Here is a 16,296-nt window from a genome sequence, read left to right on the forward strand (position 1 = left end):
TTTCAGGCTGTTCAGTTTGCCGCAGCGGGGGCGGAAAGGTTCTTGCGCGCGTCTTGCACGGTCATGCTGTTCCAGCTTGCCGCACTTGGGGGCGGGCCAAAGCGTGGGTCCCATTTGCCGGACTTTTTAAGGGCTTCGGCCACTTCCTTGGGCATGTAGGTTTCATCATGCTTGGCCAGAACTTCTGTCGCCATGAACTCATGCGGCGGCTGAACCGTGCCAATAGCGACAACGCTTTGTCCCTCGCGGAACAGGTCGGGCAGAATGCCTTCGTAATGGACGGTTACGGCGGCCTGACCATCGGTTACGGCAAAAGTGGCAACAGGTGTTTCGCCATGTTTTTCACGCGTGACGGACCCGGCTACAACCATACCACCCAGTTTGACCGTGCGGTCCTTGGGTGGAGGGGAGGCTTCTACCTGAGACGGCGTTACAAAGAAAACAATGTCAGATGAGAAAGCCCGCAGGATCAGGGCTGCCGCAGTGCCAAGGCAGGCAACGCAGGCAATGACAAGCCAGAGGCGACGGGTCTTGCGGGTCATGGCGTAAAGGGTGTTCCTGCGTTGCGGTTATGGGTCTGTTCCAGAGCGGCCAGTCTGGTCCGGTCACGCCGGAGCCGCAGCGCCGCACCAATGGAGAGAACAAGCGCCATAAGGGCAGCCAGCCCGTAGCTGGCTGCAATGTAGGGAAGGTGGGTCATGCAGCACCTCCACCCCGGCGGGGGAGGACAGCAGGGCCCGAATACGGCTTTCCATCACAGCGGCCCGTGTGCGCGCCACAACAATGGCTGCAAATCCGAGGGAAAATCCGATGGTAGATAGTGCCAGCGGCCACAGCATGGAGGCGGACATGGTGGGCGCTCCGGTCAGGGTAATGCTGTCTGGCTGGTGCAGGGTGTTCCACCATTGCACACTAAACTTGATGATTGGCAAATCCACAGCGCCAGCTAAAGCCAGAATGGCAGCGGCCCGATAACCGCGCTGGGGGTCATCAAACGCGCGGATCAGTGCAATATGGCCAAGGTAGAGAAAAAACAGGACCAGCACAGAGGTCAGGCGTGCGTCCCACACCCACCATGTGCCCCACATAGGCTTGCCCCACAGGGAGCCTGTGGCAAGGCATAGCGCGGTAATGCAGGCACCGACCGGCCCTATTTCCACAGCCGCGAGGTCCGCCAGTGGGTGACGCCAGACCAGTGAGAGCAGGCCACACACGGCAAGCCCGGCATAACCGCCAGATGCCAGCATGGCTGCGGGCACATGCACGTACATAATGCGCACGGAATCTCCCTGCTGCCAGTCAGCCGGGGAATAGAAGAGCCCCCACCCCAGACCGGCCAGAGTAAAGGCGATGGCCGGCCAGGTTAGCCACGGCTGGAGGCGTGCGCCCAGCTTGAGAAACCGGCCGGGGTTTGCATACCGGTGGAAAAAACTGCCAGTACGCGCGACAAAGGTCGGGGAGGCGCTCAAAAGTTGGTCCGCTCCGTTAATCTGGTCTAAGGCAAAGGGGGCTTACCCCCTGCCCATAATGGGCGTGATGTCTCAAAAGTGGGACTGCTCCTGTCTCCTTTATAGCATTATAAGCGTTCTGACACGATGCAGTTCTTCATGGGCGACCATGCCCGTAAGACACAACAGAAGGAAAAATGAGGCATGTTGTTCGCCATTATCTGTACGGATCGCCCCGGTTCTCTGGACCTGCGCATGGCTACCCGCGCGCAGCATCTGGCCTTCTTGGAAGCAAACAAAACGGCCATTCAGTTTGGTGGCCCGCAGCTTGATATGAACGGCAAACCCTGCGGCAGTCTGATCCTGCTGGAAGCAGAAGATCGCGCCAGTGCGGAAGGGTTTGCCGCAGCCGACCCCTACGCCAAGGTGGACCTGTTTGAGAGCGTGGTTGTGCGCCCGCTGCGCACGGTTTTCCGCGATGGGCAACTGGCTGAATAACATGGCATTCTGGCTGATAAAGAGCGAGCCTGACGCGTTCAGTTGGGACGAGCAGGTTGCCAATGTTGTAGAGCCGTGGACGGGAGTTCGGAATCACCAGGCCAAAAAGAACCTTGCCGCCATGCAGGTGGGGGACAGGGCATTTTTTTACCATTCCAACGTACAGCGCGCGATTGTTGGCGTGGTGGAGGTGGTGCGGGCGGCCTACCCGGACCCCACGGCGGAAAGTGGTGCGTGGGTCTGTGTAGATGTTAAGGCGGTTGCTCCCATGCCAACCCCTGTAACGCTTGCGCAGATCAAGGCGGAGCCGGCGCTGGAGGAGTTGGCGTTGGTCCGTCAGTCCCGCTTGTCTGTCTGCCCTGTTTCGGCTGATCACTGGCAGATGTTATGCCAGATGGGTGGCTGGAAAGAAGGGCGCTAAAGCAGCCTGAAATAAGGCACTATCAAAATATTGTGAAAAAGGCCGCCCGATCCGGGCGGCCTTTGCCATGACGTGGTGCGTAAGGCGGAGGGTTAGCCCTGCGTGGCCAGCGCCCAAGCCTGTGCAGACCGGTTGCCGGAGCGACAATAGGCAAAATATGGCCCCGGCAGCGTGTTGAGCACTTCCTGCGTTTCAATCTTCACGTCAGAGCTGGGGGCCGCACCAGATGCCACGGGGATGGCAATAAAGGTCAGCCCTGCCTCACGCGCAGCAGCGCCAATGGATTCTGCCGTGGGCTGGCCTGCTTCCTCGCCATCGGGGCGGTTGCAGATAATGGTTTTGAACCCCGCATCCTTGATGGCAGGAATATCGTTGGCAGTAATCTGGGCAGATACTGCAAAGTCGGGAGCAATGGCTTGATACTTCATGAGTCCTGAAATCCTGTAAACAGTCAGCCTGATGCGTGCAGGATGCGACTTTTCAGCCGCAATGCAAGGGCTGTGCAGGCATACGGTTGCCGTTTGAGCCGTGGGTTTTAGCGGTGAATGAAGTACATGTCGGAATACAGGTTTTTAAGAGCCGCGTGGTCTGCCAGACAATGGCGGACAAGCAGGGCGCGCAGGCTTACGGCAGCCTGTTGCACGGCTGGGTCGGGGCTGTTGGTCTGCAAGGCAGGGTAGTGCGTCATGCAGGCCTTGAGGGTGGGGTTGTTCATATCCACACCGTTGCGGATTTTTGTCTTCAGCTCATCATAATACTCGGACACTTCGGTATCCGAGTTCCATTTGACCAAAGACGTGTCCACTTTGCCATTGTGCATAAAGTAGGCCACGGTCAAAAAACCGGTTTCCGGCGCATGGCTGCCAGCTTGAACCGTCATGCGGCAAGCGCGTTGGGAATAGGGAGGAAAGCTGACAGCGGGCATGGCCGAGGAGGCCGTAACCTTGATGTGCGGCAGGGTGCCGGGCGCTGGAGCAGAGGCATCCTGTGCATCGGGGTCACCCCCCATGTGGGCTTTCTGCCATGCTTCTGCCAGAAGTGGGTAGTAACGGATGGACTGGCACAGCCCCGGGTCCGTGCGGGCGTCAGCCAGAGCCATGTCGTAGGCTTTCTGCTCTGGTGTGGCGCATGCAGTCAACGCCAGAACGGATGCAACGCAACTCAGGCGGGCCAGACCAATGCCCGGTTTGGAGGTGTTTGCACGCGGGGAGAATAGACGGAAAAGACCAGCCATGAGGAAAGCTCCTTAAAAGCGGCGCGGCATAAAGCCGGATTCTTCCATAGCTGTGTAAGGGCTTCGTGCCATGCTTACAACGCTGTTTGCATGGGCATGGGGGGCGCGTTGTAACAGGTCATCTGTTTTTCGTGGGATCAGCCTGTTATGATCAGCCCGAATACATATCATACGGCGCTCTGGCAGCGCCGGTTGTCGCATTTGCTGTAAATGAGGCAGGTAGCAGACAGGAAAGGCACGTATGAGCATGAAGGAAACAGCAGGTAACGCCCTGACTCCGTTGGCACTGAGCAGCCGGGATCTGGGGGAGCTGGAGACCGCACTTGTTGCGGTTGAATCCGGGCGTGGTGTTCTGGTGCGTCTGGCGGACCTGATGGGCGGCGCTGTTGGCCATGCGGCCCGGTTGGGTATGCGCGGTCTGGGTATGGCTCCCAACATGGAGCAGAAGCTGCGTGGCTTGGCGGAAACCGCCATTACCCGTGCGTTCGATGTAGCCGTTCTGGGCATGAAAGGCTCGGCAGACATGGCTATGGAGGAACCACGGTGGCGCACACCGGGTTTGCAGGCGGCGGTTGCCGTTTCTGGCGCGGTGGGTGGTTTTGCCGGGTTGGCAGGGCTGGCCCCGGATGTTGGTTTTACAACCCTGACGATCATGCGTGAGATTGCCCGCATTGCCCGGGAGGAAGGGGAAGACCTGTCGGACCCCGATGCCCGGCGCGCCTGCCTGGAAGTGTTTGCGCTTAAGGCATTCCCTAATCGCAGGAACGGGGAAGAGAGCGAGTTGGGGTATTTTTCCGCCCGTGCCGTGCTCCGCGGACGCCCGGTTGTGATGCTGATTGCCGAAGTGGCGTCCCATTACGGTCTGGCATTAGGGCAGAAGATTTCTCTCCAGCTTATGCCGGTTGCTGGCGCATTGTGTGGGGCATCTCTCAATACAGCATTTTTCAACCATTACCGCGCACTGGCGCGGGCGCATTTCACCATTCGCAGGCTGGAGCGCGAGCATGGCCCGGTGGTGCGTGATACGGCGTTGGCTCTGCGTGACAGCCTTGAAGGGCGTGAGCGGCTCTGAGGCTGCCAGTCAGCTAGAAGAGGGTACGGAAAAGGCCGCATTATGCGGCCTTTTTTGCGCTCTGTAGTTATTTTTTGGATGGAACAGGAGGGCCGGATTTCTCCAGAAATGTTGCCATCACGGCCATGCTAAGAAACGTGACGCCAAGCACCTGAAAAACGCCCTGATAATGGAAGGCTGGGTACCAAAGCAGGGCGCATATGGCGATGCCAATAATGCAGAACAAACGCATGGTCATGGGCAATGGCTCCTTTTTCAGCTTCAGGCGCTTACGCCGGAGGGGAGGGGTTTACCTGCCGCCATGGCGCTTACGTTGTCCAGCGCAAGCATCCCCATAGCGGTGCGGGTTTCCACCGTGGCGCTGCCAACATGGGGGGTCATGAACAGGTTGGGAAGGGCAAGCAGAGCCGGGTTAGGGTTGGGCTCATTGCGAAAGACGTCCAGACCTGCGGCAAAAAGCTGACCGGATTTGAGAGCCGCAATAAGGGCGTCCTCGTCAATCAGGGAGCCACGGGCCGCGTTAACCAGCACGCTCCCGCGTGGCAGTAGCCCCAGAGTATGGGCATTGATGAGCGGCGGCGCGGAGGGGGAGCCGGGCATGTGCAGGGTCAGAATATCGCAGTGCGGCAGCATGTCCTCCAGCTTGTCAAAATAGGTGGCGCCAGCTTCTTCCGCCGGGTCAAGCCGACGCCGGTTGTGGTAAAGGATGGGCATGTCAAACCCACGGGCGCGCTTGGCAACGGCCTGCCCTATGCGGCCCATGCCGACAATGCCCAGCCGTTTGCCGGTTACGCGGTGGCCCAGCATCTCGCCCATGCCCAGTGTTCGGCCCCATCCAGCTTTCATGAGCGTATAGTATTCAGCCGCCCGACGGCTGGCGGCCAGAATGAGCATAATGGCAAGGTCGGCGTTGCAGTCGGTCAGAACATCCGGGGTGTTGGACACCGCAATATCGCGCGCAAGCAGGGCTGGCACGTCTAGGTGGTCCAGTCCAACGCTGACTGTGGCAACCAGCTTAACGCAGGCAGGCAGGGCGTCCACATCGGCCCCTTTAAGGGGAGATGTGTGTGTGACCAGTATGGCAAAGGGCTGGTACGCGTGCGCAAGCTCCAGCAGTTCCGCCGTGTTAAGGGCGTGTTCTGGAGGAGGAGGGGCCGTAAATTCGGAACGGATACGCGCTTCCACATCATCCAGCAGACGAGTGGAGCGGATCAGGCGCGGGGCTTGGGCTGTCACAAAAAATCTCCATGATGCGGCATGGTCGGCCAGACGGGGATGTGTTTATTTCGCGGGCAGGGTAGCATACCGTGCCGGGTGCGCCACATTGCATTGGACCCATATTTGTAACGAGTGTGGGAAACGCCGGTTGCTTGGGAACAGGATAAGGAAACACCGTGGAAGCAGGCACAGCATGTCCGATGGTCTGACGCCAGAACTCATGCTGGCGGCTTATGCCGCTGGGCTGTTCCCCATGGCGGAAGGGGAGGATGACCCGACCCTGAGCTGGTATGACCCCGACCCGCGTGGTGTGCTGCCGCTGGATACATTTCATGTACCTCGGCGTTTGCGACGTACCGTGTTGTCGGGCAGGTTTGAGGTCTGTGTTGACCGCGACTTTCCTGCCGTCATGCGCGGGTGTGCGGCTCCCGCCAAAGGGCGGGAAAGCACATGGATTAACAGCCGTATCTACGCACTGTTCTGCGAACTCCATACCATGGGGTTTGGCCATAGTGTGGAATGCCGCCTGAATGGCGAACTGGTGGGTGGTCTGTACGGGGTTGCTCTTGGTGGCGTCTTTTTTGGCGAGAGTATGTTCAGCCGGGTAACAGATGCCTCCAAGGTGGCGCTTGTCCATCTGGTTGCGCGTATGCGTCTTGGGGGTTTTATTTTGCTGGATACGCAGTTTGGTACGGAGCATCTAGCCCGTTTTGGTGGGGTGGAAATACCGGCGGCCACGTATAAACAGCAGCTTGAGCGCGCTGTATGTATGCAGCCCTGCTGGCCCAATACGGTTGCGCCAGATATGCTGGAAGCCGAAATTCGTGGCATGTAGTGCGGCCATTCATCAGAAGACCGGCTGCCAGGGTTCTGCGCTTGCGTGGAGGCTGGCTGGGAAAAAGTGGAGAGAGACTTGGTGACAGACAATTTTTTACAGGCCTGCAAACGTAATCTGACCAAGCTGGCTCTGTGTGCTGTTAGCCTTCCAGCCATGTCTGCCCTTATGGCGCTTCCTCTCCACGCACAGCAGGCAACCGACCACCCACGCCTGACCCCGGCGCGGGATGCCGTGATTGACTACGTTTTTCAGCCTAAGCCAACGGAGCAGGACCTAAAAGCAGGTGCCAAGGCGGATACGCCCGTGGCCAACCGCCATGTGCAGGTCCTGTATTCGGGCGATGGTGGCCTGATGCGCATTAATTATATGACCAGTATGGATGGGGATCAGAGCCGCGGTGCGGTTATCATCAACCGGGCTGCGCAGGAAGTGCTGGTTATTATCAATGACAGTCGCATTTTTACGCGGCTGGTGCAGCAGGAGGGGGTGCGCAATCCGTTTCTGCTCGATATGTCCATGCAGTTTACTAAAATGGGGAGTGATGTGGTAGCAGGTCAGCCCTGCACTACATGGCAGGCTGTCTCCGCTCAGGGCAAGGCTTTGACCTGCGTGACGGATGATGGGTTTGTGCTCCAGCAGGACGGTGTGGATGTGGATGGGCTGAATGGCAGCCTGCGTGCCATGAAGGTCGCGTATGACACCATTCCGGTCAGTGCGTTTGAACCGCCAGCGGGCTTTCAGGAAGTTACCCCCCACTCCCCGCGTTCGGATGTGTCGCAGCCCTCAACGCCCGGTGCAGGGGTGGGGCCAACGTCGTCTTTCCCCACAAGCAATGGCAATCCAGAAGGTGAGACCCGGTAATGGTTGTTTGGTCCAGAGTATTGCAGCAGAGTGGCCTGCTGGCCGCAGTTCTGGGGCTGGTGTCTGTTAATGTGCTGGGGGGTACCGCCCAGGCAGAGCAGACGGAAACCCCAGCGGTACAGGGCAGCGCCCAAACTCCGGCAGATGGAACGCCTGCGGAGGCTCCGGCCATTACCCCCTCTACGGATGTGGATGTGGAGTATGAACTGGCGTCTCCTCAAGGGGATGTCAGCACCCGCCAGCGTATGCGTTGGCAGGTTGCAACCCTCCGCCAGCGGCTGGACCCGGATAAGTCTTCCGTCTTCATGATTACCTCATGGCGGGACAGAACCCTGAGCGTTGTGGATATGGGGCGCAAGCGGGTGAGCATTATGCCTGTGCCGGGCACGCAGCAGCTTACACCACCCGGACAACCCGCAATGGTCGGCTCCTATGCACGATTGGGGAGTTCCGTTGTAGCCTCCGAACAGTGCACAGTGTGGCGGACAAAAGATACGGATGGCCACCAGACGGATGCCTGTTACACGGCAGATGGGTTGCTGCTTCAGGTCGCGCAGGGCGGCCAGATTACGGTGCGGGCACTTAGCGTGCAGCGTACGCCGCAACCAGATAGCCTGTTTGTTATTCCAGACGGTTTGAAGCGGGAGGCTCCGGCACACCCGTAACACCGGGGTATGAGGCCATTGGTGGAAAGGCAGGAAAGGAATGGAATGCAGAACACAACCTATGGCCGCACCATGTTGCTCCTTGCGTCATGCGCAGCGTTTGCAGTGTTCTCCAATACGGCGCACGCTCAGGCTGTGGATGGACCAACCACCGTTTGCATAACGGCACAGGCCGCACAGCAGCCGCAGACGCTGGTTGTGGTGCCCTCTGGCACAGTGTTTGCGACAACGCCGGGGACAGAAAAACCGGCAGAACATACCCCCACGGCTCTGGCTATTGTCACAACCGAGACCATTACCCTTACGCATATGCAGCCTTGCATGGTGGCGGATGCCTCCAGCGTTGTGTCTCACACCCGCCACTGGCTCCGTCAGAAGATCAAACCGCATACCGGTGTAAGCCTGCACGCCGTAGGGGAGGTTAGTGGGAATGGGGTGGATACGGATATGCAGGATGAGGACGCATCCTTCCGGGATCTGGTGCATTCAGGAGCGTTGAGCGCCACAATTAACCACACCGTGCAGGACCCTGTTTTTTTTGCAGGAAAGCGATGCCGATCTGCCAGATATGGGGGAGGGGGTGGACCCCGCCGCATCCCGCGATGCGGCATCGGACCTGCCATCACAAAGGCACCCGCAGGCACGGTAGCCTGCACCCCTCCGGCCTGTCCGCCGGCGGGGTGTTTGGATGTTCAGAACATCTCGCGCAGGGCGCCGGGTAGGAAGATGGAATAGGGGTTGATATGCAGGGTTGGGTCTTCCAGCTTGCCTGTCACACCAAATGTTACCGCCAGCAGGCCCCCATTTTTTTCCGGGCTAAACAGTTTGCCAATGCCCGGTAGCTTGCCGGGCAGGGTGTTAATGGCAAAAACCGGCACCACGGTGCCGTGCAGGTCTATGTGGTTGTGGTCAAGGTCCACCTTGCCCTCCAACGTAGCGCCAAGGGCACCGTTGCCGGTGGTGCCATCATGAATTTGCAGCACCCCATCTTCAAAAGTCACCGGCATGTTCAGATGCGTGACCAGAAAATCGTTGGCGTCCTGGGCATTAAGCCAGCCGTAGAGCGAGATATTGCGTGCGACCTGAAGGGTGGTTGGCGCTTTTTTAAGTGTAAACGGGGTGACGCTCAGCGTGCCACTAAACGGTGCGGCAGGGAGTGTGTCATCAAACGTGCCATCCAGTTTGGCCTGCCCGCCTTTAACATCGGGGAGGATACCAAAGGCGGCCAGAAACGCCCCCATGTCAGGAATATGCGCATGTAACGCGCGGTTTGCCCCTGTAGGAACAAGCGTCATACTGGCGGGAACAGGGCCCTTCATGGTGAAGTGCATTCTCTCCAGCCTCAGGCCGTTATCTTCAAAGTAGGCCTGAACAGTGCGTAAGGGTTGCTTGTTCTTGCTGTACCAGAGCTGGTTGGCGGTCAGGTCAATGGCCCATGCAGCACCGGGAGGACCGTGGAGCTTGCCCGTGGCGGCTTCGGGTACATGATAACCGCTTTGTTTTTTGGTTTCCTGCGGGCTTTGGTCATGCTCGTCCCGGCTCATAAGGGGGGAGAGGTCGAGCGTATCGGCATAAACGCCAACATGGATCATGTTGCCAGACTGGCTCTGGGGCAGCATCAGGCGGGCATGGCCGTTTGAGCGGGCAATTTTAAAGGACGAGATAATCAGTTCCGGCGCCTTGCCGGGCCGCAACTGTGCTTTGCCGGTCACGCTCAGGTCCGGGCCGGAAGCCTTGAGGTGGTCAACATTGGTAATCCGTCCCTTGTCCAGATCAAGGGTGGCAGAGGCCTGTGCGGGCTGCCCTGCGGTTTTGTGCCACATGGGAATACGAATGTCCGATCGGCCCATGTCCAGATTAAGGCCAACCGTGCCGGTATGGTTGGCAAGTTGCTGGTAATCCACGGCAAGGTCGGCGCTGCCGCCAAAATGTTCACCCGTGGCAATGCCTGCGGCCAACGCTGTTTCCGGCGTTATGCGTGATGTCAGATGTGCTTTTTCCGAAACTGCGTCGGGCGGCAGGGAGCGGAAGTCCATATCGTATGTCAGGTCGGAGGGGAGGCCGCCAATAACACCGTGTCCAGCAAGGGCAAGACCATCGGTTGTGACATCCAACCCAAAGCGGGCATTGGCAACGTCCCGCCCAGCCACAACATTGCCGATTGAGGCATGGGTAATGTCGGCATGGCTCTGAATGGTCATGTCGTTAATCGTCACGCGGCTGACCAGTGGCAGGCTCAGGCCCAAATGCAGGCTGGCCTTGCCGCGTGGGCGCGTGAGGGTGAGCGGATGGCGTGAGAGCAGATGCAGGCGCTGTTCCGCCAGCAAGGCCATAACGTCCTGCAAACGGCCATTCAGGTTTGTTTCTATAATGCCGGTCTGGTCTTTTTTGGTCAGGCCAACAATATCCATGCTGCCCGGGCCAACTTCAATTCGGCCTGTACCAGTCTGGCCTACATTTTTGTCGGCCAGATCTACAAGCTGGTAGCCATGGTCAAAATGGATACTCAGCTTGTCCGGCCCCATAATGTCCAGCCGGGCATCCAGCCCCTGTATGGGGTTAATGGGCCGCAGCCAGTGCACGGTCAGGCCCGTTGCATCAATACCCCCCTGTATGTTGGTCAGCTTTATGCCGCTCCAACCTTTTTTGCTGCCTAGGTCAACCGTGGTGGCAAGGTTGGTCGCCATGCCGGTTGTAATGTTTTCGGTCACCCATTTTTTGCCGCCCTTGGCGGCAAGGGTGGGCCAGTAATGGGTGAGGTCCTCAAAGGCGACATGGGGGATGGTGGCGGTCAGTCGTGCGTCTATGCCCTTGGGTTGCACAAGGTCCGATGCGTTCAGGCTGCCAGCTAGGTTCAGCGTTAGCGCCCGCGAGGCATCGTCAGGGATGCCGGGGTTGCGCAAAAGCAGACTGACGGTGGGAATGGTAATCTGGGCCGGCGTTGTGTCTGCCTTTGTCTGGTCCAGGAGCAGGTTAATGTTGGCTGTGCCGTGGTCCACCTCATAACGCGACCCTCCTGCATCTACATGCCCCTCGCCGAGGTTGGCTGTTAATTCCAGCGCATTGGGGAGCATCCATGGTGTTTTTGTAACGGGCGTAAAATACGTATCCGCAGCCACACTCAACGGGAGGTCAAACTTGGCCAGTTCCGGGCGTAGGGGGGCAAACGAGGCGGGGTTGATGCTGTTGGTTTTAAGGTGCCAGACAATCTGCCGACCGTTTTCGGCTGGTGTGCCCTGTGCGCTTAACACCAGTTTGGAGCCGGTTGTGTCCAGCGGACTGATGCTCAGCTTTACAAAGCCAGTTACACCTGCACTTCTCTTAATGGTGTGCAGGCGTAGATCCACCCCAATGTCGGATGCCAGCCAGTGGGTGCCGGTCAGCCGGTCATCCATGCGTATGGTGGCGTCCTCTATGCGGGCATGTTCCAGCCCATAGGTCTCTATGCCGCCGCTTTTTTCGGTTGGAGAGGAAGGGGGCAGATCAAGGTCAAACCCCACGCTGCCATTTTTGCCCCGGCGGAGTGCCAGACGCACGCCTTTGATGTTGACTGTCCGCAGTTTTATGCTGCCGTGTAGGAGGGCCAGTGGGTCAAGCGTCAGATCCGCTTCCTGCACGGTGTTGGGCTGGGTGCTGTTGGGGGCTGTAAAGCGTAGGTCCTGCAAAACAACGGCAATAGGAACGCCCATACCTTCGCGCAGGCCATTCCAGCGGAGTTCGGCATGGCCAAGGCGCAGGCTGACCGCAGGCGGCTGTGCGCGCTCGCCTTTAACAATGGTAATGGGCAAAAAAGGCCGCACAACAGGTGTTATGTCGAGTGGGCCAAACGCCATGCAGCCCAGCAGGGCAGCCGTTCCCACAAATGGCAGGGCAACCAGCACACAAGCCCCCACGGCAAGTGCGCGGGGAATTTTTGTTCTTGTGAGGGGGGGGATGTCTTGACCGTTGGGAGTCAACGCAGCAAGCCTTTATGGTTCACAGTACGGGCCATATCATGACGCAGGCAGATCATTCTCTCTTCCGTGACGTAAGGCAGACGCGCAGGCAAGGCCCGCGGACGTGGCCTGATGCAGATTGGCCTGCTCCGGCCGACAGGCACAAGGCCACTGTTTTTGTTGAGGACATGCTGGAGCTTGCCCGTCAGAATGGTGTTGCCGCATCTGTTATGGCATTGCCCGGCGCGCAGGAACTGATGCTGTGCCTTGGCGGCAACAGCCCGTACCTGTCCGATCTGGCGCGGGAGGACATTCAGGCCTTTGCCGCCCTGCTGGACAAAGGGCCGGACATCTGTGTGCAGGATGCGTTTGCAACATGCGCACAGTTTGACGCCACATCGGGGCGAGAGTATGTCGCCGCGTTCCTTCGTCATGCAAAAAAACGCATAGCTTTTATTAGTGCTATTGCAGACCTCGGCGGCGTATGGTCGTTGGAGGATGTAACGCAAACCCTCAGCCGTCTGGCTGAAACCGCGCTCGAAATCGCCCTCAGACATCTGCTGTGGAGTGCGCATGATATCGGGTCGCTCGTTCTGCCATGCCCAGAAAACCCCACTCACGGGTGCGGGCTGGTTGTGCTGGCCATGGGCAAACTTGGCGCGCGTGAGCTGAATTTTTCATCCGACATCGACCTGATAGTTTTGTACGACCCCACAACGTACCCTCAGTCAGACGCGGTGCGACGTGTATTTGTGCGTATGACTAACGATCTTGTTAGCCTGATGGAAGCGCGCGATGCGAATGGCTACGTTTTTCGTACGGATTTACGGCTGCGGCCAGACCCGTCTTCCACGCCGCCAGCCGTAACCGTGCAGGCCGCCACGCTGTATTACGAGAGCTTGGGCCAGACATGGGAGCGCGCCGCCATGATCAAGGCGCGGCCCGTGGCGGGGGACCTTACGTTGGGGCGGCGTTTTCTGGCCGCTATCAGGCCCTTTATCTGGCGCAAACATCTCGATTTTGCCCTGATCGACGATATTCATGACATGAAGGCCCGCATCGACCGCTACCGCAAGGCAGGGCGGACCGATCTGGCGCACTTGCCCGATTCTGTTCTGGCCGACCCGGAGGCCAGCCGCGCATGGCTTTTGGGCCATAACCTCAAGCTGGGGCAGGGCGGCATACGCGAAATTGAATTTATTGCGCAGGCCATGCAACTGGTCTGGGGTGGGCGTGAACCCGGATTGCGGGACAAAACCACCTTTGGCGCACTTAAAAAACTGGTCGGCTCGGGCCGCTTGCCCCGGTCAGAAGCGGAAGTGCTGGCTCGGACATACCGTTTTTTGCGTGATGCTGAACACCGTTTGCAGATGCGCGCCGACCACCAGACCCATAGCCTGCCCGATACGGTCGAGGCGTTTGAGGCGTTCGCCATTTTTATGAACTACCCGGACGGCGAGGCGCTGGCGCTGGATGTGCTGCCACGTATGCGCGAGGCCCGGCGTATATTTGAGCGTCACTTTGTTATTCAGCCCGCCGCTAATGGCATGGTCGCCAGCAGTGTGCTCGTGCCCGGACCTGAAGATGGGCAGGTTGCCGAACTGCTGGAAAAATACGGTTTTCCGCCTGCTCAGCTTGTGGAGGCGGCGCAGGTTTTGGAACGGTGGAGCGGGCATAGCCTACGTGCGTTGCGGTCCGAGCGGGCGCATGCCCTGTTGCGGGCGCTTATGCCAACCTTGCTGGCCAATTTTGGCCAACGTGGGAACCCACTGGCCTGCCTGCGGCGGTTTGATGCTTTGTTGGCGCGCCAGCACGCCGGGGTGCAGTTGCTCTCCCTCTTTGAACGCAACCCGGAACTGATTGACCGCATTGCCAGCATTTTTGATGCCTCGGCTTTTCTGGCCGACCATCTGGCAGACAAACCCTCGGCGTTGGAAGGGCTTTTGGCTCCAGAGCCGGAGGAAGGCCGCAATGTGGTGGCCCGGCTGAAAATACTGGCCGAGGAAGTGGCTGATGTAGAGGAACTTCTGACCACCCTGCGGCCTTTGCTGCGGGGGGAGGAGTTCCGCCTTTCCGTTGCCTTGCTGGAAGGCCGGATAAGCGAGGATGAAGCCGAGCGCGCACGGACCCTGCTGGCCGATACGATTATGATCGTCATCAAACAGGCTGTGGAGCGGGACCATATCCGCCGGTATGGCCGTGTGCCCGGCGGTGGCATGGCCGTTATTGCCATGGGTAAGGCAGGCTCGCGCGAGATGATGCCCGGCTCAGACCTCGACCTGCTTATGGTATTTGATCACCCCGAAGAGGTGCAGGCCAGTCATGTTCCGGCCCGCCATCAGAGAGGGGCAGACGGGCTGGCTTTTTCCCGCCCGCGTTCCGTTGCTGTGGGGCAGTATTATACGCGTCTGGCTCATGCCTTTATTGCCGCCCTGACCGCTCCGGGGCCAGAAGGGCCGCTTTATGCGGTGGACATGCGCTTGCGGCCATCGGGGGCTGCGGGGCCTGTTGCGGTCTCTCGCACCGCATTTTTGCGCTATCACGCGGAATCTGCGTGGACGTGGGAGTGCATGGCCCTGACGCGTGCCCGTATTGTGGCGGCACCCCAAAAGCTACGGCGTGCTCTGGCGCAGGATCTGGAGCGTGTTCTGGATGGAAGCATCCGCCCGGTACCGCCTGCGCGCGCCACGCTTCTGGCTGATGCCCGAACCATGCGGGAACGGCTGGCGCGTGATTTGCCCGCAAGTTCCATATGGGACATCAAACGCCGTGCGGGTGGTCTGGTGGAAGTGGAGTTTATAGCCCAGATTCTTCAACTGGTTGCCGCAAGTCCAACGGCACGTAACCCTTCGACCCGGCTTGCTCTGGGGCGCTTGGAGCGGTGCGGATTGCTGGATGCGGCAGATGCCAGAATGCTGCGGCAGGCGGATTTTTTCTGGCGTCGTTTGCAGGCGCTGCTGCGTTTGTTGTGTGGGCCAGTGCCACCTAAGGAACTGGAGGTGGATATGGTGCCCGCTGCGTTGAATATTTTGCTCAGGAATATGAAGGCCCGTACCCTGCCCGAACTGATGGAGCGGACCAACCTGCTGGCGCGGGATGTGCGGGCCTGTTTTGAGAGGCTGGTCGGCCCGGTTGGACAGCATGGCGAGGCCGAACGGCCCGGCAGTTAAACCCCGGTGCAGATGGTAAAAGCATAATGGAGAGAGACATGGAAACAACACACGCCCTGCAAGTCGGAGACAAGGCCCCCGCGTTTACAATGCCCGCCAGTGGTGGACGCACGGTGGACAGCGCAGCCCTGAAGGGAAAGCCCTTTGTGCTGTATTTTTATCCTAAAGCGGATACCCCCGGCTGCACCAAAGAGGCCTGCGGTTTTAATGAAGCCTTGCAGGCTTTTGACCATGCCGGGCTAACTGTAATCGGTGTCTCGCGCGATCCGGTTAAAAAGCTGGATGCGTTTGCAACCAAATACGGTCTGACATTCCCCCTCGCATCAGACGAGGCTGGGCATGTGACCGAGGCTTATGGCGTGTGGGTGGAAAAATCCATGTACGGCCGAACTTATATGGGTATCGAGCGCACAACGTTTTTGGTCGATGCCAAAGGGCACATTGCCCATATATGGCCTAAGGTCAAAGTGACCGGCCATGTGGAGGATGTTCTGGCTCAGGCCCGCACCCTGTGTGGCGCGGGCTGAACAGACACACCCTTACCAGCCGGAGTAATACCCGCCTGGAGCAGCGTAGTAATACCCCGGAGGCCCAACCGGGACGGCAGGCGCCACGGGCACCATATATGCACGAGGTGGTGGCGGAGGCGGTGGTGGCGGAGGAGGGGCATACCCGTAACCGTAATAACCACCGGGGCCGCTGTTCATGGCCGCACCAGCCAGTGCGCCCACGGCCAGCCCGCCAATAAGGGCCCCGGCAATTGCGCCACCTTCGCCGTGGTGGCGGGGGCCGCCCCAACCGGGACCGCCTCTCCCCCAACCGGGGCCACCCCACCGACCGGGCTGCGCCTGAGCAGCGGGCAGGGCGGCAAGGCTCATGCCCGCAATAACGGGCAGGGCCATCAGGAATTGTGTCATGCGGCGCATGAAGTGCCTC

Annotated in this window: 17 protein-coding genes; 9 read left to right on the forward strand and 8 right to left on the reverse strand. The window is 59.2% G+C overall.

Features of this window, described 5'->3' with window-relative positions; all coding sequences use genetic code 11:
- Positions 1-11: 11 nt before the first annotated feature.
- Together ccmE and AGA_RS06260 are read right to left on the reverse strand one after the other, a co-directional pair.
- Positions 12-542 carry a cytochrome c maturation protein CcmE gene (gene ccmE / locus AGA_RS06255; protein WP_059023514.1) on the reverse strand — a complete coding sequence of 177 codons (531 nt, stop codon included), beginning with the start codon at positions 540-542 and terminating at the stop codon, positions 12-14.
- A 63-nt stretch (positions 543-605) separates the two neighbouring features.
- Entirely contained in the window at positions 606-1,469 is an 864-nt protein-coding gene (locus AGA_RS06260; RefSeq protein ID WP_231946079.1) for a heme ABC transporter permease, read from the reverse strand.
- Between the two features lie 183 nt (positions 1,470-1,652).
- Between AGA_RS06260 and AGA_RS06265 the strand changes: the two genes are divergently transcribed.
- Positions 1,653-1,946 (forward strand): YciI family protein, encoded by a 294-nt coding sequence (locus AGA_RS06265; protein WP_059023515.1) that lies wholly within the window; start codon positions 1,653-1,655, stop codon positions 1,944-1,946.
- Position 1,947: 1 nt separating this feature from the next.
- The gene (locus AGA_RS06270; RefSeq protein WP_059023516.1) at positions 1,948-2,367 is read left to right on the forward strand and encodes an EVE domain-containing protein; all 420 of its coding nucleotides are present in this window, start codon (positions 1,948-1,950) and stop codon (positions 2,365-2,367) included.
- Positions 2,368-2,459: 92 nt separating this feature from the next.
- On the opposite strand, the gene AGA_RS06275 is transcribed toward AGA_RS06270, so the two are convergent.
- Together AGA_RS06275 and AGA_RS06280 are read right to left on the reverse strand one after the other, a co-directional pair.
- Complete coding sequence (locus AGA_RS06275; protein WP_059023517.1) at positions 2,460-2,795, reverse strand: TIGR01244 family sulfur transferase; 336 nt, start codon at positions 2,793-2,795, stop codon at positions 2,460-2,462.
- A 107-nt stretch (positions 2,796-2,902) separates the two neighbouring features.
- The gene (locus tag AGA_RS06280) at positions 2,903-3,601 is read right to left on the reverse strand and encodes a hypothetical protein (RefSeq protein WP_231946081.1); all 699 of its coding nucleotides are present in this window, start codon (positions 3,599-3,601) and stop codon (positions 2,903-2,905) included.
- Between the two features lie 247 nt (positions 3,602-3,848).
- On the opposite strand from AGA_RS06280, the gene AGA_RS06290 reads away from it, so the two are divergent.
- A complete protein-coding gene (locus AGA_RS06290; RefSeq protein ID WP_059024699.1) occupies positions 3,849-4,673 on the forward strand; it encodes an EcsC family protein in 825 nt (274 codons plus the stop codon).
- Between the two features lie 67 nt (positions 4,674-4,740).
- Here the strand turns inward: AGA_RS06290 and AGA_RS13705 are convergent, their stop codons facing one another.
- Entirely contained in the window at positions 4,741-4,911 is a 171-nt protein-coding gene (locus AGA_RS13705; RefSeq protein WP_157065315.1) for a hypothetical protein, read from the reverse strand.
- A 23-nt stretch (positions 4,912-4,934) separates the two neighbouring features.
- On the reverse strand, positions 4,935-5,909 hold the full coding sequence (locus tag AGA_RS06295) for a 2-hydroxyacid dehydrogenase (protein ID WP_059023519.1): 975 nt from the start codon (positions 5,907-5,909) through the stop codon (positions 4,935-4,937).
- 175 nt (positions 5,910-6,084) lie between these two features.
- Between AGA_RS06295 and aat the strand changes: the two genes are divergently transcribed.
- The 4 genes from aat (at position 6,085) to AGA_RS06315 (ending at position 8,990) form a co-directional block, all read left to right on the forward strand.
- Positions 6,085-6,726, forward strand: coding sequence for a leucyl/phenylalanyl-tRNA--protein transferase (gene aat, locus AGA_RS06300; protein WP_059023520.1), 642 nt, complete (start codon positions 6,085-6,087; stop codon positions 6,724-6,726).
- A gap of 81 nt (positions 6,727-6,807) precedes the next feature.
- Complete coding sequence (locus AGA_RS06305) at positions 6,808-7,590, forward strand: DUF4412 domain-containing protein (RefSeq protein ID WP_231946083.1); 783 nt, start codon at positions 6,808-6,810, stop codon at positions 7,588-7,590.
- A complete protein-coding gene (locus AGA_RS06310) occupies positions 7,590-8,255 on the forward strand; it encodes a hypothetical protein (RefSeq protein WP_059023522.1) in 666 nt (221 codons plus the stop codon). Before AGA_RS06305 ends, AGA_RS06310 begins: the two co-directional genes overlap by 1 nt.
- A gap of 45 nt (positions 8,256-8,300) precedes the next feature.
- Positions 8,301-8,990, forward strand: a complete 690-nt coding sequence (locus AGA_RS06315) for a hypothetical protein (protein ID WP_157065316.1) — start codon at positions 8,301-8,303, stop codon at positions 8,988-8,990.
- Here AGA_RS06315 and AGA_RS06320 read toward each other — a convergent pair.
- Positions 8,948-12,211 (reverse strand): AsmA-like C-terminal region-containing protein, encoded by a 3,264-nt coding sequence (locus AGA_RS06320; RefSeq protein ID WP_059023523.1) that lies wholly within the window; start codon positions 12,209-12,211, stop codon positions 8,948-8,950. The genes AGA_RS06315 and AGA_RS06320 overlap by 43 nt on opposite strands.
- A gap of 38 nt (positions 12,212-12,249) precedes the next feature.
- On the opposite strand from AGA_RS06320, the gene AGA_RS06325 reads away from it, so the two are divergent.
- Positions 12,250-15,360, forward strand: coding sequence for a bifunctional [glutamine synthetase] adenylyltransferase/[glutamine synthetase]-adenylyl-L-tyrosine phosphorylase (locus tag AGA_RS06325; RefSeq protein ID WP_059024700.1), 3,111 nt, complete (start codon positions 12,250-12,252; stop codon positions 15,358-15,360).
- Between the two features lie 38 nt (positions 15,361-15,398).
- Positions 15,399-15,887: a thioredoxin-dependent thiol peroxidase gene (bcp, locus tag AGA_RS06330; protein WP_059023524.1), complete on the forward strand. Its 489-nt coding sequence runs from the start codon at positions 15,399-15,401 to the stop codon at positions 15,885-15,887.
- 12 nt (positions 15,888-15,899) lie between these two features.
- Here the strand turns inward: bcp and AGA_RS06335 are convergent, their stop codons facing one another.
- Complete coding sequence (locus tag AGA_RS06335; RefSeq protein ID WP_059023525.1) at positions 15,900-16,286, reverse strand: hypothetical protein; 387 nt, start codon at positions 16,284-16,286, stop codon at positions 15,900-15,902.
- Between the last annotated feature and the right edge of the window lie 10 nt (positions 16,287-16,296).

Origin of the sequence: Acetobacter ghanensis (genome assembly GCF_001499675.1) — a bacterium.
Taxonomy (GTDB): Bacteria; Pseudomonadota; Alphaproteobacteria; order Acetobacterales; family Acetobacteraceae; genus Acetobacter; species Acetobacter ghanensis.